This is a genomic window from Promicromonospora noduliphila, assembly GCF_056951025.1.
The window spans coordinates 3284375-3302687 of the sequence record NZ_CM167806.1; the positions used below are offsets into that span (position 1 = coordinate 3284375).

Below are 18313 nucleotides of genomic sequence, written 5' to 3' on the forward strand. Positions count from 1 at the left end.
CGAACCGCAAGTTGCTCACGATGGCGGGCGCCGAACCGAAACGACACGCCGAATCCGAGGTCAGATTCGGCGTGTCGTTTCGGTTCGGCGCCCTGCTGTCAGTCAGGGGCACGGGCAACTTTCGGTTCGACCAGCCGACGAGCAGACAGTCGACGAGTCGACAAGTCGGCAGCCGACCAGTAGACAGTCGACCCAGCCCTCGACACGCCATGACTTCGCAGGTCCAAGAACTTGTTTTCGGGTGCCCGAACTTTTAGGGTCGTGAGTATGCCGAGCTCTCCGGGACCCGCCGCCGTCGCCCGTCTCACGCTCCCCGTCGCGCTGGTCGTCGGCATCCTCGCCGGGTGCTCGTCGTCCGGCATCGGCAGGGCGGACGACGACGGCCGGCCGGTCGTGCTGACGACGTTCACGGTGCTGGCCGACATCGCGCAGAACGTCGCGGGCGACCACCTGCGCGTCGAGTCGATCACCAAGGTCGGGGCGGAGATCCACGGCTACGAGCCGACGCCGGGCGACATCGCGAAGGCCTCGGAGGCGGACCTGATCCTCGACAACGGGCTGAACCTCGAGCTGTGGTTCCAGCAGTTCGTCGAGTCGGTGGACGTGCCGCACGTCGTCGTCTCGGACGGCGTCGAGCCGCTGGACATCGTGGAGGACGCGTACGCGGGCACGCCGAACCCGCACGCGTGGATGAGCCCGCTCAACGTGCAGGTCTACGTGGACAACATGGTCGCCGCGTTCAGCGACCTCGACCCGGAGCACGCCGCCGACTACCGGGCGAACGGCAAGGAGTACAAGGCGGAGCTGCAGGACGTCCAGGACGAGCTCGTCGAAGAGCTGTCCACGCTGCCCGAGAACCAGCGCGCGCTGGTGACCTGCGAGGGCGCCTTCTCCTACCTCGCGCGCGACGCCGGCCTCACCGAGCAGTACATCTGGGCGGTGAACGCGGAGCAGCAGGCGACCCCGCAGCAGATCGCTGCGACCATCGAGTTCGTCGAGGCCGACGACGTGCCGGCGGTGTTCTGCGAGTCGACGGTCTCGGACGACCCGATGCAGCAGGTCGTGGACGCCACCGGCGCCGAGTTCGGCGGCACCCTGTACGTCGACTCGCTGTCCGAGGCGGACGGGCCCGTGCCGACCTACCTCGACCTGATCCGGTACGACACCGGCACCATCATCGACGCGCTCACCGGGCAGGAGTCGTGACCACCATGCACCACACCACCATGAACCCGGCCGCCACCATCCAGGTCGACGACGTCCGGGTCCGCTACGGCGAGGTGCTCGCCCTCGACGGGGTGTCCCTGAGGGTGGCGCCCGGGCAGGTGACGGGCCTGATCGGCATGAACGGCTCGGGCAAGTCCACCCTGTTCAAGACGATCATGGGCATGGTCCGCCCCGACCGCGGCCGCGTCCTGCTCGACGGCGCCGAGCCGGCCCTCGCCCGCCGGCGCGGCGTGGTCGGGTACGTGCCGCAGAGCGAGGACGTCGACTGGGCCTTCCCCGTGTCGGTCCGCGATGTCGTCATGATGGGCCGCTACGGCCACCAGGGCCTGACCCGGCGCGCCCGACCCGCCGACCACGCCGCCGTCGACCAGGCGTTGGAACGTGTGGAGCTGACCGAGTATGCCGACCGGCAGATCGGGCAGCTCTCCGGCGGGCAGAAGAAGCGGGCCTTCGTGGCCCGCGGCATCGCCCAGGACGCGCGGATCCTCCTGCTGGACGAGCCGTTCGCCGGCGTCGACAAGCGCTCCGAGGCGACCATCGTCCGGCTGCTGCGCGAGCTCGCCGACGACGGTCGCACCGTGCTGGTCTCCACGCACGACCTGCACGCCCTCCCCCACCTCGCCGACGACGCCGTGCTGCTGCTGCGCCGGGTCCTGTTCCACGGCTCGGTGGCCGAGGCCCTCGACCCCCGCAACCTCGCCCTGGCCTTCGGCCTGGACGTGCTCGACGACGAGAAGATCGCATGAGCCCCCTCGACCTGGTCCTGGAGCCGCTGCAGTACGACTTCATGGTCCGCGCGCTGGCCACGACCGTCATCGCGGCGGTCGTGTGCGCGCTGCTGTCGTGCTGGCTCGTCCTGATCGGCTGGTCCCTCATGGGCGACGCCGTCTCCCACGCCGTGCTGCCGGGCGTGGTGCTCGCCTACGTGCTCGGCGCCCCGTTCGCACTCGGCGCGCTCGTGTTCGGGCTGCTCGCCGTCGCGCTGATCGGTGCGATCCGCGGCACCAGCCGCGTCAAGGAGGACGCCGCCATCGGCATCGTGTTCACCACGCTGTTCGCCCTCGGCCTGGTCCTCATCTCGGTCACGCCCAGCCAGACCGACCTCAACCACATCATCTTCGGCAACATCCTCGGCGTCTCCACCGCCGACCTGGTCCAGATCGGCATCCTCGCCCTCGTCGCGCTCGTCGTCCTGATCGTCAAGCGGCGCGACCTGACCCTCTACGCGTTCGACCCCACCCACGCCCACGCCATCGGCCTCAACCCGCGACTGCTCGGCACGCTGCTGCTCGGGCTGCTCGCCCTCACGGCGGTGGTCGCGCTGCAGGTGGTCGGCGTCGTGCTCGTGGTGGCGATGCTCATCATCCCCGGCGCCACGGCCCACCTGCTCACCGACCGGTTCGGGCGCATGCTGGTCATCGCCCCGCTCCTGTCCGCCACGAGCTCCGTGGTCGGCATCTACCTCAGCTACTGGATCGACGCGTCCTCCGGCGGGCTCGTCGTGGTGGTCCAGGGTGTCGTGTTCGCCCTGGTCTACCTGCTCAGCCCGCACCACGGCCTGCTCGGCAGGCGCCTGACGGCGCGCCGCCACCGGTCCGCCGCCGTCGACCTGCCGGACGGCGCCCGAACAGCAGGTTGAGCGTGTGTCACCACCGGCGTCGACGTGCCGGACGGCGCCGAACAGCAAGTTGAGCGTGTCACCACCGGCGTCGAACCGAACGTTACGCGTGCCGACCCCCGCCGAACCGAAGGTTAAGTCTCGGCCCAACCGTCGAACCGAAGGTCACGGGTCCATCCGAGGCCTGATCGACACGTAACTTGCGGCTCGGCAACGTCCGGCACACGTAACGTTCGGTTCGGCGCCGTCCGGCACACGTAACGTTCGGTTCGGCGCCGTCCGGCACACGTAACGTTCGGTTCGACACGTGGCTCATGGCTCACCCTGCGGCGCCCGGTCGGCCGGCCCGACCACGGTCCCGCGGGCGCGAACCTGCGCCGCGTCGGTGAAGACTGTGTCGGTGAAGACTGTGTCGGTGAAGACTGTGTAGACCACCGGTCGCTGACGTTTTCCCGTGCGAAAGGAGTCCGGCGTGGCGTGGACGCAGCTCGTCGTCGACCTCCTGGGCGTCTTCTTCTTCGCCGTCTCGGGCTCGCTGCTCGCCGTCCGACGGCGGTTCGACATCGTGGGCTCGCTCATGCTGGGCACCTGCGTGGGGCTGGGCGGCGGGATCCTGCGGGACGTGATCCTCGACGACGGCGTGCCGCACGCCTTCGGCTCGCCGGTTTACCTCGTCCCGCCCGTTGTCGCCGCAGTCGTCGTGTACTTCTTCGCGCACGTCGTGCAGCGCTTCCACGACGTGCTGCTCACGTTCGACGCCGCGGGGATGGCGCTGTTCTCGGTCACGGGCACGCTCATCTCGCTCGACGCCGGGATGAACCCGGCGGCGGCCGCGATCCTCGGCCTGATCACCGCGGTGGGCGGGGGCGTGATCCGCGACGTCGTCGCGAACGACGTGCCGCAGGTGTTCCGCGCGCGGGGCCTGTACGCCATCCCCGCGCTGCTCGGCGCCGCGCTGACCAGCCTTGCCGTCTGGGGAGACTGGCACAACCTCGCCACCGGCTCGGCGATCGCGGCGCTCGTCTTCGGCCTGCGGATGGTCTCCCTGCGCTACCGCTGGGACGCGCCACCCGCCGGCGGCCGCCGAGTGGACGAGTTCCGTGCTCCCGGACCGTCACAGCAGCCATGACCACGCGTCCCGACGGCGAACGATCGGCCGGCACGACCCGAACCGCAAGATGATGGTCGTTCCGCCGCTCGAACCGAGACTTGCGCGTGCATCGGGCGGCTTGACGACGTGCAGCCTTCGGTTCGGCGACCGGTCTGACGAGGAACTTGCGGTTCGGTCCGTCAGCGTGGTTTGCGGTGTCAGTGTGGTTTGCGGTGTCGGCCCGGCGAGCCCGCATCGGTGTGGTGCGGCGTCCGCTCCGTCCAGGTCCGCTCCGTCCAGGCGGGCCAGACGCGTTGGGCGTCGGTGATCCGGAGCCGGCCGCCCAGGTGCATCGCCCGCCACACGCCGCGGTAGCCGGGCAGGATCCCGGCGGCGATGATCACGTGGCCCACGATCACGGGGGTCACCGCGTAGGTGGACCACCGGTGCACCCAGGAGAACCAGACGAACGCGGGCCCTCCGCTGACCAGCACAAGGCCGACGCCGGAGACGACGAGGGCGAGGAGCGTGCCGACGAGCACCAGGTTCGCGATGCGCTGCCCCGGGTCGAACCGGCCCTCGTGCCGCCCGAACCGGCCCGTGAGCACCGCCGCCGGCCAGCGCCGGAACCACGCGCCGTCGCCCCGGTGGAACCGGACGGACTCGCGCCAGAAGGTGCGCCACCGCCGCCCGCCGACGACGACGGCCAGCACCGTCAGCCCGGCCAGGGCCCAGCCGGTGATGGTGTGCAGGTCGGTGTCCGACACGCCGAGGGCCCGCGCGACGACGCTGGGGCTGCCCTCGCGGCCCAGCAGGAGCCACCAACCGGTGGCCAGAAGCACGATGACAGTCGTGTAGACACCGGCGTGGAACCAGCGGACGGGGCGCCGGTTGCGCTCGACGGTCGCCGGTGCGGGCACCCGCCGCGGACGCGACGAGCCGCCGGGTACCGGTCTTCGACGCGGCTGGGACAGCCCGGCCGGCGCCGACGACGGCCCTGGTCGCGAGCCATCCGGGCCGGCGGCCGACGGATCCGCGGAGGGATCCGCAGAGGACGGATCGGCGGCCGACGGGTCACTGGGATCAGTAGGAGAACTCACCGTCGTCCTCGGTGTCGCCGCCCGTGCCGCCGGCGCCCACCGTCACCGTGACCTCGGTCTCCACGCCCGCCGGGGAGTGGTCGGCGTTGCGCAGCGACGCGTTGACCACGTGCTCGCCCTCCGGCAGGTCGGTGACCTCGACGCTCTCGCCCTCGACCACGAGGTACTCCGTGTCGTCGCCATCGAAGAACACGTGGACGTGGTGCGCGCCCGACTCGGTGGGCCCGAGCTCCTCGCTGGAGGACAGCTCCACGGTGAACGGCGTCTCGACCGTCCCGCCGTCCTCGGGCGCCGTGATCTCCAGCGTCATGCCGTCCGGCCCCGTGCCGCCCTCGCCGCCGCCTGCACCGCACCCCGCCGTCAGCAGGACGGCGAGCGCCGCCCCCGCGGCGAGCCTCGCTCCTCGTAGTCTGGACATGGTTCCTCCTCGTCCTGGCGGACGTCGACCGTCATCCTCGGCGGTCCGGCGGCCGTCCGCGTGGGTGGTTCGTCACAGGGCCTTACGTGGCGGGCGCCCGGACGGATCTCTCGGTTCCGCCCACGAACCTGGCTCGACGGCGAGATCCACGAGCGGCCCCCGCACGTAGGGAAGGACATGACGGCATCGGACGAAGCGCTCCTCGCCGGGATGGCCGCTGACGACCCGGACGCGGCGGCCGTGTTCGTGCGCCGTCATCAGGCGCGGGTCTACGGGCTCGCGCTCCTCGTGGTCGGCATCCCCGCCGTCGCAGAGGAGGTGGCGCAGGAGGCCTTCGTGCGCGCCTGGCGGCACGCCGCGAGCTTCGACCCGCGGCGCGGCCGGGCGGTGACGTGGCTCCTCGCGATCGCCCGGCACGCCGCCATCGACGTGCTCCGGGTGCGCCGCGACGTCCCCGTGGACCCGGTGGTCATGGTGGAGACCATCGTGGACCCCGACCGGCTCGCCGACCGGGTGGCGACGGGCACCACGGTGAACGCAGCGCTCGCGCACGTGCCTCGGGAGCAGGCGACGGCGGTCGTGCTCGCGGCGGTCTTCGGGCTCAGCGGCGCCGAGATCGCCGAGCGGACCGGCGTGCCCCTCGGCACGGCCAAGACGCGCATCCGGCTGGGCCTGCGGCACCTGCGCGACGAGCTGACCAGCAGGCGGGAGGTGGACACGCCATGACCGACGCCGACCGGTGCGCCGAGCTGCGCGACGCACTCACCGAGGTGGCGCTGGAGGTCGCCGACGGCACCACCCGCGGCGCCGTGATGGCACACCTCGCCACCTGCGACCGCTGCCGGGCGGAGCTGTCGGAGCTGTCCGCGGCGGCCGACGAGCTGCTGCTGCTCGTCCCGGAACGGGAGCCGTCCGCGGACTTCGAGGGGCGGGTGCTCGCGCGGCTCGGGCCGCCGCAGGGGGAACTAGCTCAGGAAGGATCCGCTGAGGAGGAGCTTGCTCGGGAGCGATCGACTCAGGCGGGACCCGCTCGGAAGGGACGGGCCCAGGAGGAACCGGCCCAGGAAGGACCCGCGCAAGACGGACCGCCCCAGGAAGCACCGCCGTCCGAGGCGCGCCGAGGGCGCCCCGCGGCGCTCCGCCGGCACCGGGTCAGGCGTGCCGTGCTCGCCGGCGTCGTCGGCGCGGGCCTGCTCGTCGCCGGGGCCGCCGTCGTCTGGACGGCCACGGCGCCCGACCGCGAGCTTGCCGCCTCCTACCGCACCACGCTCGGCATCGCGAACGGCAGCTACCTCGCCGCCATGGACCTCACCACGGGCACCGGCACGGGCGGCCCGGCGGGTGCCGGGCGGTCGGTCGGCACCGTCTTCGTCTACGAGGGCGACCCCACCTGGGGATACGTCGTGGTCCGCGACGCCGGCGCGGCCGCGCGCTACGACGTCGTGGTCACCGTCCAGGTCGACGGCGGTGACGACGACGCTGTCGACGCCGGGGCCTACACCGGCCCTGGCAGCAATCCCGGGGGCGATCCGGCGGGCGACCCCGCGACCGGCTCCACCGAGATCGCGCTGGGGTCGTGCGTCGTGTCGGCGGGCACGTGCACGGCGGGCGGCGTCCTCGACGTCGCGGCGCACGACGTCGTCTCCGTGCGATTGACCGCCCCGGACGGCGAGACATGGGCGACCGCCGTCCGCCAGCCGCCCGACCCGTAGCCCTCCGCCCTCACCCATCCAAACCGAACCGCAAGCTGGTCGTCACCCGATCCGCTCGAACCGAGACTTGCGTGCGCATCGGGCGGCCGGACGACGTGCAGCCTTCGGTTCGGCGGATCGGGTGACGACCAGCTTGCGGTTCGGCCGCTCTGCTGTCCGCGAACACAGGGCACAACCCGCGCCCCCGGAACGCTCCACTGACGTGGCCCTCGACACCTCACCGGACGACGGCACCGAACCGCTGCGTCCCGACGACACCGAAGCACTCGACGCCTACTCACGCGCCGTCGTGGCCGTGGCCGACGCGGTGCTGCCCAGCGTCGCGAGCGTGACCATCACGACCCGCAGGGGCCAGGGTTCCGGCAGCGCGAGCGTCATCACGGGCGACGGGTTCCTGCTCACCTCTGCGCACGTCGTGGCGGGCGCCGAGTTCGCAGACGCCGCGTTCACCGACGGCACGCGCGTACGCGCCGACGTCGTGGGCCGGGACCCGCTGTCCGACCTCGCCGTGCTGCACGCCCGGGCCGACGTGCCGGCGCCCGTGCCGCTCGGGGACGCCGCGCGGCTGCGGGTCGGCCAGCTCGTCGTGGCGCTGGGCAACCCGCTCGGGCTCGCCGGGAGCGTCACGGCGGGCATCGTCTCGGCGCTGGGGCGCTCGCTGCCCATGGGCAACGGCCGCGTGGTCGACGAGGTGGTGCAGACCGACGCGGCCCTCAACCCGGGCAACAGCGGCGGCGTCCTCGCCGACAGCACGGGGCGGATGGTCGGCGTGAACACCGCGGTGGCCGGCATCGGCGTCGGCCTCGCCGTGCCGATCAACTCCACCACGCGCGAGATCGTGACGACCCTCATGACCACGGGCCGCGTCCGCCGGGCGTGGCTCGGCATCGCCGGGGCGCAGGTGCCGCTGCCGCCCCGCCTCGCCGCCCGCCTCGGCACCCCCACCGGCCTGCAGATCGCGGACGTGACACCCGGCAGCCCCGCGGCCGAGGCCGGCCTGCTCGCGGGCGACATCGTGGTCGAGCTCGACGGCGAGCCCGTGGTCACCGTGACAGCGGTGCAGAAGGCCATGGTCGAGGGCGCGATCGGCCGCCGCATCGAGGTCACCGTGTGGCGGCACGGCGCGCTCGTCGACGCCGTCGCGTACCCGCGCGAGCTCGCCTAGTGTGAGGAGGGACGGCAGCGCCGTCCGGGCGTTGCCCCGAACCCAGGGAGTCCGCCATGTACGTACGCACCACAGAGGTCCGAGGAGATCCCGCCAGGATCGACGACGGGCTACGGATCGTTCGTGAGGAGATCTTCCCCGCGGTCACGGCGATGGACGGCTGTGCGGGGATGTCGATGCTGGTCGACCGGCAGACCGGCCGTTGCGTGGCCACGACATCGTGGCAGTCCGAGGACGCGATGCGAGCGAGCGGCGGTGCGGTGCGACCGCTGCGCGCCCGCGCGGAGGGCGCCCTGGGCAGCGGCAACGAGAGCGTCGTCCACGAGTGGGAGGTCGCCGTCGTCCACCGCGACCACGCGGCGCCCGACGGCGCGTTCGCCCGCCTCACCTGGCTGGGGGGCGACCGGAGCATGGTCGACCACGCGATAGACCTCTTCCGGATGGTGGTCCTGCCGCAGCTCCAGGAGCTGAGCGGGTTCTGCAGCGCGAGCCTGATGGTCGACAGGGACGCCGGCCGCGTCGTCGGCACGGCGGCCTTCGACAGCCGCGAGGCCGTCGAGGCGAGCCGCGAGATGGTGGCCGGCATGCGCGACCGGGTCGTCCGCGAGCTGGGCGCCACGGTCGACGACGTCGAGGAGATGGAGATCGCGTTCGCCCACCTCCACGTCCCCGAGATGGCCTGACGCCGACGTCACGCCGCCTGCCGACCGCGCCGTCGTGCGCCGGCTGGCCGGCCGCACGCCGCGGACCGTCACCGCCGCAGGCCGAGGTCCCGTAGCTCGAGGTCGGCCAGCCTGCGCACGACGGCGGGGTCGCCGTCCCGCCACGCACCCACCGGGTCGTCCGAGACCCTGGCCAGGGTCCGGAGCGGCTGGTTCGCGAGGGCGCGCAGAGCCAGCAGCTCCGGGGCCGACCCGGTGAGGTGCCGTGCGGCGCCCGCGCGCCGCACGAACCGGACGCGCGCCGGCACGTACAGCACGGCGAGCAGCAGCACCGGGATGAGGAACACGGCGATCCCGGCCGCCAGCGCGATGTCCTCGACCGTCTGGACCTGGGAGCGGCCCGCGGCGGCCAGACTCTCCGCCGCCTCCGCCGCGCCGCTGAAGGGCGCCGCGAGGTCGTCGCCGACGCCCGGGATCCCGCCGATCCTGCCCTCGACGTCGTGGAACCGGCCCGCCAGGTCGTCGCCGGCGTTCGCCGTCGCCCGCCCCGGGCCCGCCAGCTCCATGGTCGAGGCGTGGACCTGGCGGCCCACCGAGGCCCAGCCCGCGACCCAGCAGAGCAGCACCAGGTCGCCGAGCACCTGGCGCGCGCACCGGGCCGGTGCCGCCGCGTACAGCCTCATGGTCTGCCCCTCCGCTGGCCGTCGTCGACGCGTTGCACGCCGCACCGTATCGGACGTTGGCCCCTATCCGAGCCGATTAGACCGATATGTGGTTGCATACTCCCGACCTGTTCCTGGCACTGCGGAGGGATCCCCCATGACTGCCGACGACGAGCTGACCCGCACCTTCGTCGAGTTCGACTCCGACGGCGACGGCCGCATCACCGCCGAAGAGTTCCGCCTGGCCATGGGCACCCGCGGCGAGGAGGTCACCGACCTCGACCTGGAGCAGATCTTCGGCAAGGCGGACCACGACCAGGACGGCAAGATCGACCTGGCCGAGTTCACCGAGGCCTGGGACGCCTGAGCACCACCGACGCTTGAGCGCCGCCAGCGCCGAGCACCACCAACGCCGTCAGGCATCGCCGATGTGCGGGAGCTGATCGAGCCGCCGGAGGATCACGCCCTCCCGCAGCGCCCACGGGCAGACGTCAAGCTCGGTGAGGTCGAAGACGTCCAGGCAGGCCTCGGCGACGAGCGCGCCGGGGACGATCTGGTGGGCCCGGCTCGACGAGACGCCGGGCAGCCGCGCCAGGTCGTCGGGGGTCGTGCCGATCAGCTCGCCGATGCGCTCGCGCAGCGTGTCGAGCCGCAGCACCCTGCGCACCAGCGGTCCCTCGGACGACGGCGCGGCGCCGCAGATCCGCGCGAGCGACCGGAAGGTCTTCGACGTGGCGGCGGCACGGTCGGGCCGGCCGGTGCGCAGCAGGCTCCCGGCGTTCCGCGCGATCTCGGTGCGCAGGTCGCGGCGCAGGGCGCGCAGCGCCCCGGCGTCGGGCACGGTGCTGAAGTGCGCGCGGGCCAGGCGCGCGGCCCCGAGCGGGAGCGACCACGCGGCGTCGGGCGCCTCGTCGGCGCCGCCCGCGATCTCCAGGGAGCCGCCGCCGATGTCGAACACGGCCAGCCGGCCGGCCGACCAGCCGAACCACCGGCGCACCGCGAGGAACGTGAGCCGGGCCTCGTCCTCGCCGCTGAGCACCTCGAGCCGCACTCCCGTGCGCTCGTGCACGGCCCCGAGCACCGCCTCGGAGTTCACGGCGTCGCGCACGGCGGACGTCGCGAACCCCAGCATCTCCGCGCAGCCCCGGTCCTCGGCGATGTCCACGGCCTCCGCCGTGAACTTCACGAGCGCGTCCACACCGGCCTGGCTGACGGCGCCGTCGTCGTCCAGGTGCTCGGCGAGCCGCAGCGGCTGCTTGTGCGACGACGCGGGCAGCGGCGGCGCGCCGCCGTGGGCGTCGACCACCAGGAGGTGGCCCGTGTTGGAACCGATGTCGAGTACGCCCAGACGCATGGACCTGACGCTACCGGGGCCGGGCACCCTCGTGCGACGAACGCGCTGGTCGGTGACATCCCGGTGCGCACGTACGACCTGGGTATGACGGGCCGACGGCGCAGAACCAGCCCGGGGCAGGACGCGGGGCGACGGCGCCGGTCCGTAGCGTCTGCGGCATGGACAACACCGTGTATGCGCCCGGGTCGTCACCCGCTGTGCGCGCCCGTTCTCTGACGAAGGTTTATGGCAAGGGTGAGGCGGTGGTGCGGGCGTTGGACGGGGTGGATGTGGACTTCGAGCAGGGCCGGTTCACCGCGATCATGGGCCCGTCGGGCTCCGGGAAGTCGACGCTGATGCACCTGCTGGCCGGTCTCGACTCGGCCACGAGTGGGCAGGCGTTCCTGGGGGACACGCAGATCACCGGCCTGAACGACAAGGCCCTGACGTTGCTGCGCAGGGACCGGGTGGGGTTCGTGTTCCAGCAGTTCAACCTGCTGCCCATGTTCACCGCCGAGCAGAACATCACCCTGCCCGTCGAACTCGCCGGCGGCACCGTGGACCGGGCCTGGTTGGGCACCCTGGTCGACACCCTGGGCCTTTCCGGCCGGCTGACCCACCGTCCGGGGGAGCTGTCCGGGGGGCAGCAGCAGCGCGTCGCCATCGCGCGGGCGTTGATCGCACAACCGGATGTGGTGTTCGCGGACGAGCCGACCGGGAACCTGGACTCCCGCTCCGGCGCCGAAGTCCTGTCCTTCTTGCGCCGTTCGGTGCGGGAGCTGGGCCGCACCATCATCATGGTCACCCACGACCCGTCCGCGGCGGCGTATGCGGACCGGGTGGTGCTGATCGCCGACGGGCGCATCGCCGGCGACATCAGCGACCCCACCCCCGAGTCCGCCATGGCCGGCCTGGACGCCCTACGCACCCTCGAACCCGCCATCACCACCGGCCCCACCACCCGGACGGGTGCGTGATGGCCACCACCTTCCCCACCACCCGCCTCACCCTCGGCCAGATGCGCCGCAGTGTCGGGCGACTCACCGCCGCCGGCGTGGCGATCCTGATCAGCACCGCCTTCGTCACCGTGACGCTGCTCGCCGGCGGCGTCATCCAGGGCACCACCCACGACATGGTCGCCGCCCAGTACGCGCGCGCCGACGTCGTCGTGTCCACCGCCGACACGGCCGCCTCGTTCACGGCCGACGACATCGCGGCGGTCGGCGACGTCGCCGGCGTGAAGGCCGTCCAGCCCCTCACGAACTGGTTCGGCGACCTGCGCAACGGCGGCAAGGGCGGCTACCAGGCGTTCGCCCCGGTCCCGGAGGACCCGCGCCTCTCCCCGCTCGAGCTGACCGACGGCGCCTGGCCCACCGCGAGCGACGAGGTAGCGCTGACGTCGGAGGTCGCCGAGCGCCTCGGCGTCGGCCTCGACGACACCGTGACGCTCGCGCGCACCATCTACCCGGAGGGCTGGGCCGAGAGCCAGGCACCGGACCCGGCCGCGGAGCTCGGCGAGCCGCGAGAGGTCACCGAGCGGCTGACCGTGACCGGCCTCGCCGACGACCCGTACGGCGCCTACGCGTCCTACGGCGGCGCGGCCGCCGTGCCCGCCGCCACGCTCGACGAGTGGAACGCCGCCGAGCCCTTCACGAACCCGGTCTCCCAGCTGCTCGTCGCGCTCGACACCCCGCTGGACGGCGGCAGCGTCCCGTCCGCCTTCGCCGGAGCGCTCCAGACCGCTGCCGACGGGGTCGTCAGCGGCGTCTCCGTCCAGACCACCGACGAGGTGGCGGCACAGCAGACCGCCCAGCAGACCGGCGGCCAGGACCTCGTCTTCCTCGTGTTCGTCATGACGTTCGCCGCCATCGCGCTGCTCATCGCGGCCATGGTCATCACCAACACGTTCCAGGTGCTGGTGGCCCAGCGGACCCGAACCCTCGCCCTCCTGCGCTGCATCGGGGCGGGCACCGGACAGCTCTACCGCAGCGTGCTGCTGGAGGCGGCGATCCTCGGCGCCATCGCCTCGGTGGTCGGCATCGTCGCGGGTGCGCTGCTCGGCCAGGCCGCGCTGCTGGTGGCCCCGGCGTTCGACCTCGGCGTGCCGCTGCCGACCACGATCACGCCGACCTGGCAGTCCGTGGTGCTGCCGTTCGCCGTCGGCGTGGGCGTGACGGTCCTCGCCGCGCTCGCCCCCGCCCGCGCGGCGACCCGGGTGGCACCGCTCGCCGCGCTGCGCCCGGCCGACGCCCCCACGCTGCGCGCCCGCGCGGGCCGCGCCCGCCTCGTGATCTCGATCCTGTGCATCGTCGGCGGCTTCGCCGTGCTCGGCGTCGGCGTCGCCCTCGGGATGGCCGGCGCCCCGCAGTTCGGCCTCATCGCGGCCGTCGGCGGCGGCGCCCTCGCGTTCTTCGGCGTCGTGCTGAGCGCGGTGCTCTGGCTGCCGCGCGTCGCGGCGGCCCTGGGCGCCCTCGTGTCCCGCACGGGCCCGGCGGCCCGGCTCGCGGTGGCCAACACGCTGCGCAACCCGCGCCGGACGTCGGCCACCTCCACGGCGCTGCTCATCGGGGTCACCCTCGTCACCATGATGTCCACCGGCGCCGCGAGCGCCCGCATGTCGGCGGACAGCCGGCTCGACGAGACCTTCCCCTACGACGTGAGCGTCGCCGCGTCGTCGCCCGAGTACGTCGAGGGCCTGCGCGACGCCGTCGCCGACACCCCCGGCGTCGCGGCCACCGCCGTCGTGAACACCACCATGGTGACGCTCGGTGGCGTGGAAGGCATGGACATCAAGGCCGCCGACCCGCGCGCCCTCGTCACCGCGGCGAACGTGCCCGAGGAGGCGGAACGCCTCACCGAGGGCTCGATCCTGATGACCCAGGAGGCCGCCGAGTCGCTGTCCCTCGGCGCGGGCGACCGGACCACCGTCTCGGGTCCGGACGGCGAGGTCGACCTGACCGTCGTCATCACCACCGCCACCCCGCTCAACCGCACCATCACCTCGGCGGACCTGGCGCGCGTCAACGCCGGCGACACCGCCACCGAGATCTGGGCCCACATCTCGGGCGCGGAGGCCACGGACGTGCTCGCGGACGTCCAGGACACCGCAGCGGAGGTCGACGGCGACGCCTTCGTCACCGGCCCGGCCGCCCAGGCGGCGCAGTTCCGGCAGGTCGTGGACGTCATCCTCGGCATCGTGGTGGGCCTGCTGGCCGTCGCCGTCGTGATCGCCCTGATCGGCGTCACCAACACGCTGTCCCTCTCGGTCATCGAGCGGACCAGGGAGTCCGCGACCCTGCGGGCCATCGGCCTGAGCAAGGAGCAGCTCCGCGGCATGCTCGCCGTCGAGGGCATGCTCATCGCCGGCGTCGGCGCGATCCTCGGCATGCTGCTCGGGCTCGTGTTCGGCTGGGCCGGCGCGGCCACCGCCCTGTCCGTCATGGGCGACGTGCGGTACGCCGTCCCGTGGTCCGACCTGGCGGCGGTCCTCGTCGTCGCCCTGGTCGCGGGCCTCCTCGCGTCGGTGGTGCCGGCGCGGGCGGCCGTGCGGACGTCGCCGGTGGCGGCGCTCGGGGTGGAGTGACGGGGTTGGTCTGACGGCGGTCTGTCTGACGGCGGTCTGTCTGACGGCGGTCTGTCTGACGGCGGTCTGTCTGACGGCGGTTCGCCCGACGGCGGTTCGCCCGACGGCGGTCTGTCTGGCGGCGGTTCGTCGCTGACGACGGCGCCCGCGTGCGGCCTTGGCCGTGCGCGGGCGTTGTCGTTGTTGTTGTTGTGGTGTGGGGTGCTGTGCGGTGCGTGGTCCTGTGTCGGTGCGGCGTCGTCCTCGGTGCCGTGTCGTCGGCGCTGCGCCGGGTGGACCTCAGTCGTCGGGCATCGAGCGGCGCTCGCCGACGGCGCCGTCGGCGAGCGGGAAGGCGAGCGAGCCGGCGGCGACCCACCACTCCATCACGTCGTAGGCGAGCCGGCCCGCCACGACGGACGGGTCGCCGTCCGAGAGCCGTGCGGCCTCGTCGGGGTCGCAGGCGAAGATCGACATCCCGCGGTACGACGGGTCGCTCCGCGCGTCGAACGGCCCGTTCACGACGATCTTGCCCTGCCGCCTCAGGTCGGCGCGGTAGGCGAGGTGACGCGCCTGGAGCGCGTCGAGCTCGTCGTCGGTCAGCTCCGGCGCACCGGGCGGACGGCGCAGGACCACCACCGTGTAGACGTCGAACGCGTCGGGGACGTCGGGGTCCTGTGACATGCGATCCAGGCTACGCGCCGGGCGACGTCAGCGGGATCGTCTCGGCTCGTTGCAGTAAGGCCGCAATTCAAGACGCCACCGCGCCGGGGTACGACCGCAGGATGAGTCGCGCGCCTTCCGGCTGCGACCCCGGTCGGATGCGACGACGACGCAGGGCTGATGTGGCAGGACGTGCGGTGCGCCGAGGATTGTCGGGTGGACGACATCATCGTGCTGTACCTGTCTCCCCTGGAGCTCCTTGCCCTGCTGAGTGGTGTCGCGCTGGTGCTGGCACGCTGGCTTCCTCCCACGGTCCGCCCATCAGTCACGGTCCTGGCCGGGCTGGGCCTCGTGGTGGCCGTGATCGTGCTGAGCATGGTGGGGATCCGCTGGCAGATGCTGCCGGTGCTGGCGGGTGCCGCCGTCGCGCTGCCGTTCGCCGTCTCTCCCCTGGTCCGTCCTCTGGTTCGACGACGTGCCGGTCGGCCGGCGTGGCGAGCCCCATGGTGGCTGGCGTTGCCAGGGTCGGTCGCCTGCATCGGCCTGATCGCCACGGGCCCGGTGGCCGCGTGGGCCTTTCCGGTACCTGAGTTCCCCGAACCGACAGGCCACTTCGCGGTCGGCACCCGGGTGCTGCAGTGGACCGATCCGCACCGTCCCGAGACCGCTACCACCAGCTCGCGCGACCGGCGCACGGTCGTCGTCCAGCTCTGGTACCCCGCGCGCACGAGTCCGGCGGGCGCGCAGCATGCCCAGTATCTCGGACGCACCGAGCGCGAGGCGCGCATCGTCTCCGAAGCTCTCGCGCGCTACACGGGCCTGCCCGGCTTCCTGCTCGACGGCGTCCCGCGTGCCCACACCCACTCGGTCCTCAACGCTCCGGTGGCCGGCGACGGCGCTCGGTTCCCGGTCGTGCTGTTCTCTCCCGGGCTGGGCGGGGTCCGCACACAGAACACCGCGTGGGCGGAGGAGCTGGCCAGCAACGGCTACGTGGTCGCCGCCCTGGACCACCCGTACGATTCCGCCGCCGTCGTCCTCGCCGACGGCCGGACGATCACCACGAAGATCGCACCCACCGGCGACGACGAGGAGGACAACGAACGTGCTGCCGAGACGACGAGTGTTCGTGCCGCCGACCTCAGCTTCGCCCTCACTCAACTGGGCCGCCTTGACCGAGGTGAGATCACGGGCCCGCTGACCGGACGTCTGGATACCAGCCGGGCCGGGGTGACCGGCCACTCCCTGGGTGGTGCCGCCGCCCTGCAAGCGGCCCGCGAGGACCGCCGGTTCACGGCCGTCGTCAACCTGGACGGCTACCCTCGCGGCGAGCTGGGCCCCTTTCACCAGCCGGTACTCGCACTCACCCAAGCCATCAGCCCGGCAACCGACCCCCGCTACATACCTCGCCTCACCGAGGCCCTCGAGCTCAGTACCGCGACGAGCTACCGGCTCACCATCCCCGGCGCAGCACATCTCACGTTCATGGACTCACCCCTGTACCTGCCGCCCGTGGCTTCCCTGGTCGGCTCGCTGGGACGCGCGGAGAGCCCGCACGTCGTCGCAGCGGCCACGCTCGTCTTCCTGGACTCCACCCTGCGGCACCACCCCGGCGACCCGACCGACGTCCTGTCAGCCTACGGAGACCTCAGCGTCTACCGTCCAGGCGACGGCTACTGATCAGCGCCGCGCGCACGCCCGACCGAACGTCGGCTCTTCGGCAGCATGACACCAGCCTTGTGGAGATCCCACCTGTGTCGCGCGCAGGCGGGATCGCGGCGCCGGTGAGAAATGGCGCCAGCAGTCGTCTGAGCTGAGTACGGTCCGGTGAACGCGGGGCGCGCATCAAGGGAGAGCGACTAGATGAGACCACTTCGATACTCGATCAACGTGACGCTCGACGGCTGCTGCCATCACGAGGCAGGGCCTCCCCCGGACGAGGAGTCGATGCGCTACTGGGCCGCCGAGATGGAGCGAGCCGATGCCCTGCTGTTCGGCCGGGTGACCTACGAGATGATGGAGTCGGCATGGCGGCGGCCGGCCACGGGCCCGTGGCCCGACTGGATGAGTGAGTGGGAGATCCCATTCGCCGAGGCCATCGACCGGGCGAAGAAGTACGTCGTGTCGAGCACACTGAGCGGTGTCGACTGGAATGCCGAGCTGGTGCGAGACGACTTGGGACAAGCGGTTCAGCGGCTCAAGGAGGAGTCAGGCGAAGGCCTGTGGGTCGGTGGCGTGACGCTCCCCCTGGCGTTGGCAGATCTGGGCCTGATCGACGAGTACGAGTTCCTGGTGCAGCCGGTTATTGCCGGACACGGGCCGACGTTGCTCGCCGGTCTGCGCGAGCGCATCCGGCTCGAGCTCGTGGACCGCCGGGAGTTCCGGTCGGGGGCAGTCGCCCTGCGATACCGGCCCACGTGAGCTCCAGCTTGACGTGATTTGACCGGCGGGTGCTGCGGGCGATGGCCTGCACGTATATTGCCGCCTATTCCACCGAACTCTATCGGGCTGGTCTTCAGCGGCGGCAACAGCCCCACGACGGTGGCACGCTTCCCCCGAGGAGAAGCCGTCCACTACGGCGAGCACGCCCTGGACTTGGGCGTCCCAGGCGACGCGATCCCGCTGGAGCCGAACGCAGGCAACACCAGCAAGAACATCGCCCTCTCTCGCGACGTCCTAGCAGCAGGCATCGTCCCATCCTCGATCCTGCTCATCTCAAAGCCCTACATGGAGCGCCGGTCCTACGCCACAACCGTCCACGACCTGCACGTGGTGACCGAGCCGATCCCCGAGGCCACGCACGACTTCCACGTGGACCTGATCGTCACGCCCACCCAGACCATCCAATGCACCGAACCGAAACGACCCAGTGGAGGACCGTTGACCGATCCCATCTGGTGATCGCTCCCCCTGATCCTATAGTTATGGCCCGTCGGAGCCATGGGATAGAGCCGAGGAGCGGTGTGCTTCACCGCCCAGGCGTCGGCGCAAAACATCACCCGCTCCTTTAAGGGCGCCTGTCTGATTTGCCCGTTAGGTTAGCCGCAATTGTCGGCGCCCCGGGCGACGCCGTCGTAGAGCAACGGGAGGAAGTCATGGTGACA

The 18313-nt window shown here is 72.3% G+C and carries 19 protein-coding genes; 14 read left to right on the forward strand and 5 right to left on the reverse strand.

Annotation, left to right across the window (positions count from 1 at the left end):
- Positions 1 to 267 precede the first annotated feature (267 nt).
- The 4 genes from AC0QU1_RS14415 (at position 268) to AC0QU1_RS14430 (ending at position 3974) form a co-directional block, all read left to right on the forward strand.
- On the forward strand, positions 268 to 1206 hold the full coding sequence (locus AC0QU1_RS14415) for a metal ABC transporter substrate-binding protein (protein ID WP_483570186.1): 939 nt from the start codon (positions 268 to 270) through the stop codon (positions 1204 to 1206).
- A gap of 5 nt (positions 1207 to 1211) precedes the next feature.
- Positions 1212 to 1973 carry a metal ABC transporter ATP-binding protein gene (locus tag AC0QU1_RS14420; RefSeq protein WP_483576693.1) on the forward strand — a complete coding sequence of 254 codons (762 nt, stop codon included), beginning with the start codon at positions 1212 to 1214 and terminating at the stop codon, positions 1971 to 1973.
- On the forward strand, positions 1970 to 2866 hold the full coding sequence (locus AC0QU1_RS14425; RefSeq protein WP_483570188.1) for a metal ABC transporter permease: 897 nt from the start codon (positions 1970 to 1972) through the stop codon (positions 2864 to 2866). The genes AC0QU1_RS14420 and AC0QU1_RS14425 overlap by 4 nt, the downstream gene beginning before the upstream one ends.
- A gap of 451 nt (positions 2867 to 3317) precedes the next feature.
- Positions 3318 to 3974 (forward strand): trimeric intracellular cation channel family protein, encoded by a 657-nt coding sequence (locus AC0QU1_RS14430; protein ID WP_483570190.1) that lies wholly within the window; start codon positions 3318 to 3320, stop codon positions 3972 to 3974.
- Between the two features lie 179 nt (positions 3975 to 4153).
- On the opposite strand, the gene AC0QU1_RS14435 is transcribed toward AC0QU1_RS14430, so the two are convergent.
- Both AC0QU1_RS14435 and AC0QU1_RS14440 read right to left on the reverse strand, forming a co-directional pair.
- Positions 4154 to 4855 carry a cytochrome b/b6 domain-containing protein gene (locus AC0QU1_RS14435; protein WP_483570192.1) on the reverse strand — a complete coding sequence of 234 codons (702 nt, stop codon included), beginning with the start codon at positions 4853 to 4855 and terminating at the stop codon, positions 4154 to 4156.
- Between the two features lie 163 nt (positions 4856 to 5018).
- On the reverse strand, positions 5019 to 5453 hold the full coding sequence (locus AC0QU1_RS14440; protein ID WP_483570194.1) for a hypothetical protein: 435 nt from the start codon (positions 5451 to 5453) through the stop codon (positions 5019 to 5021).
- A 177-nt stretch (positions 5454 to 5630) separates the two neighbouring features.
- Between AC0QU1_RS14440 and AC0QU1_RS14445 the strand changes: the two genes are divergently transcribed.
- The 4 genes from AC0QU1_RS14445 (at position 5631) to AC0QU1_RS14460 (ending at position 9013) form a co-directional block, all read left to right on the forward strand.
- Positions 5631 to 6179, forward strand: a complete 549-nt coding sequence (locus AC0QU1_RS14445) for an RNA polymerase sigma factor (RefSeq protein WP_483570196.1) — start codon at positions 5631 to 5633, stop codon at positions 6177 to 6179.
- Positions 6176 to 7165, forward strand: coding sequence for a hypothetical protein (locus AC0QU1_RS14450; protein WP_483570198.1), 990 nt, complete (start codon positions 6176 to 6178; stop codon positions 7163 to 7165). Before AC0QU1_RS14445 ends, AC0QU1_RS14450 begins: the two co-directional genes overlap by 4 nt.
- Before the next feature lie 202 nt (positions 7166 to 7367).
- On the forward strand, positions 7368 to 8330 hold the full coding sequence (locus AC0QU1_RS14455; RefSeq protein ID WP_483570200.1) for a S1C family serine protease: 963 nt from the start codon (positions 7368 to 7370) through the stop codon (positions 8328 to 8330).
- Positions 8331 to 8386: 56 nt separating this feature from the next.
- The gene (locus AC0QU1_RS14460) at positions 8387 to 9013 is read left to right on the forward strand and encodes a hypothetical protein (protein WP_483570202.1); all 627 of its coding nucleotides are present in this window, start codon (positions 8387 to 8389) and stop codon (positions 9011 to 9013) included.
- Between the two features lie 68 nt (positions 9014 to 9081).
- Here the strand turns inward: AC0QU1_RS14460 and AC0QU1_RS14465 are convergent, their stop codons facing one another.
- A complete protein-coding gene (locus AC0QU1_RS14465) occupies positions 9082 to 9675 on the reverse strand; it encodes a hypothetical protein (RefSeq protein ID WP_483570204.1) in 594 nt (197 codons plus the stop codon).
- A 136-nt stretch (positions 9676 to 9811) separates the two neighbouring features.
- Between AC0QU1_RS14465 and AC0QU1_RS14470 the strand changes: the two genes are divergently transcribed.
- Positions 9812 to 10021: an EF-hand domain-containing protein gene (locus tag AC0QU1_RS14470; protein WP_483570206.1), complete on the forward strand. Its 210-nt coding sequence runs from the start codon at positions 9812 to 9814 to the stop codon at positions 10019 to 10021.
- Positions 10022 to 10069: 48 nt separating this feature from the next.
- Here the strand turns inward: AC0QU1_RS14470 and AC0QU1_RS14475 are convergent, their stop codons facing one another.
- Positions 10070 to 11008, reverse strand: a complete 939-nt coding sequence (locus AC0QU1_RS14475; RefSeq protein ID WP_483570208.1) for a Ppx/GppA family phosphatase — start codon at positions 11006 to 11008, stop codon at positions 10070 to 10072.
- Between the two features lie 158 nt (positions 11009 to 11166).
- Here AC0QU1_RS14475 and AC0QU1_RS14480 point away from each other — a divergent pair, with 158 nt between their 5' ends.
- Complete coding sequence (locus AC0QU1_RS14480; protein WP_483570210.1) at positions 11167 to 11964, forward strand: ABC transporter ATP-binding protein; 798 nt, start codon at positions 11167 to 11169, stop codon at positions 11962 to 11964.
- Complete coding sequence (locus tag AC0QU1_RS14485) at positions 11964 to 14570, forward strand: FtsX-like permease family protein (RefSeq protein WP_483570212.1); 2607 nt, start codon at positions 11964 to 11966, stop codon at positions 14568 to 14570. Before AC0QU1_RS14480 ends, AC0QU1_RS14485 begins: the two co-directional genes overlap by 1 nt.
- A gap of 279 nt (positions 14571 to 14849) precedes the next feature.
- Here AC0QU1_RS14485 and AC0QU1_RS14490 read toward each other — a convergent pair whose 3' ends face one another.
- Positions 14850 to 15233, reverse strand: coding sequence for a YciI family protein (locus AC0QU1_RS14490; RefSeq protein WP_483570214.1), 384 nt, complete (start codon positions 15231 to 15233; stop codon positions 14850 to 14852).
- Between the two features lie 195 nt (positions 15234 to 15428).
- Here AC0QU1_RS14490 and AC0QU1_RS14495 point away from each other — a divergent pair, with 195 nt between their 5' ends.
- From AC0QU1_RS14495 to AC0QU1_RS14505, 3 genes are all read left to right on the forward strand, one after another.
- Positions 15429 to 16889: an alpha/beta hydrolase family protein gene (locus AC0QU1_RS14495; protein ID WP_483570216.1), complete on the forward strand. Its 1461-nt coding sequence runs from the start codon at positions 15429 to 15431 to the stop codon at positions 16887 to 16889.
- Positions 16890 to 17072: 183 nt separating this feature from the next.
- Positions 17073 to 17630 (forward strand): dihydrofolate reductase family protein, encoded by a 558-nt coding sequence (locus tag AC0QU1_RS14500; protein ID WP_483570218.1) that lies wholly within the window; start codon positions 17073 to 17075, stop codon positions 17628 to 17630.
- 57 nt (positions 17631 to 17687) lie between these two features.
- Complete coding sequence (locus tag AC0QU1_RS14505; RefSeq protein ID WP_483576694.1) at positions 17688 to 18110, forward strand: YdcF family protein; 423 nt, start codon at positions 17688 to 17690, stop codon at positions 18108 to 18110.
- The last annotated feature ends 203 nt before the right edge of the window (positions 18111 to 18313 follow it).

Coding starts and splice junctions, on each gene's coding strand:
- AC0QU1_RS14415 (WP_483570186.1), top strand. CDS start 268: ATGCCGAGCTCTCCGGGACCCGCCGCCGTCGCCCGTCTCACGCTCCCC.
- AC0QU1_RS14420 (WP_483576693.1), top strand. CDS start 1,212: ATGCACCACACCACCATGAACCCGGCCGCCACCATCCAGGTCGACGAC.
- AC0QU1_RS14425 (WP_483570188.1), top strand. CDS start 1,970: ATGAGCCCCCTCGACCTGGTCCTGGAGCCGCTGCAGTACGACTTCATG.
- AC0QU1_RS14440 (WP_483570194.1), bottom strand. CDS start 5,453: ATGTCCAGACTACGAGGAGCGAGGCTCGCCGCGGGGGCGGCGCTCGCC.
- AC0QU1_RS14445 (WP_483570196.1), top strand. CDS start 5,631: ATGACGGCATCGGACGAAGCGCTCCTCGCCGGGATGGCCGCTGACGAC.
- AC0QU1_RS14450 (WP_483570198.1), top strand. CDS start 6,176: ATGACCGACGCCGACCGGTGCGCCGAGCTGCGCGACGCACTCACCGAG.
- AC0QU1_RS14460 (WP_483570202.1), top strand. CDS start 8,387: ATGTACGTACGCACCACAGAGGTCCGAGGAGATCCCGCCAGGATCGAC.
- AC0QU1_RS14465 (WP_483570204.1), bottom strand. CDS start 9,675: ATGAGGCTGTACGCGGCGGCACCGGCCCGGTGCGCGCGCCAGGTGCTC.
- AC0QU1_RS14470 (WP_483570206.1), top strand. CDS start 9,812: ATGACTGCCGACGACGAGCTGACCCGCACCTTCGTCGAGTTCGACTCC.
- AC0QU1_RS14475 (WP_483570208.1), bottom strand. CDS start 11,008: ATGCGTCTGGGCGTACTCGACATCGGTTCCAACACGGGCCACCTCCTG.
- AC0QU1_RS14480 (WP_483570210.1), top strand. CDS start 11,167: ATGGACAACACCGTGTATGCGCCCGGGTCGTCACCCGCTGTGCGCGCC.
- AC0QU1_RS14485 (WP_483570212.1), top strand. CDS start 11,964: ATGGCCACCACCTTCCCCACCACCCGCCTCACCCTCGGCCAGATGCGC.
- AC0QU1_RS14490 (WP_483570214.1), bottom strand. CDS start 15,233: ATGTCACAGGACCCCGACGTCCCCGACGCGTTCGACGTCTACACGGTG.
- AC0QU1_RS14500 (WP_483570218.1), top strand. CDS start 17,073: ATGAGACCACTTCGATACTCGATCAACGTGACGCTCGACGGCTGCTGC.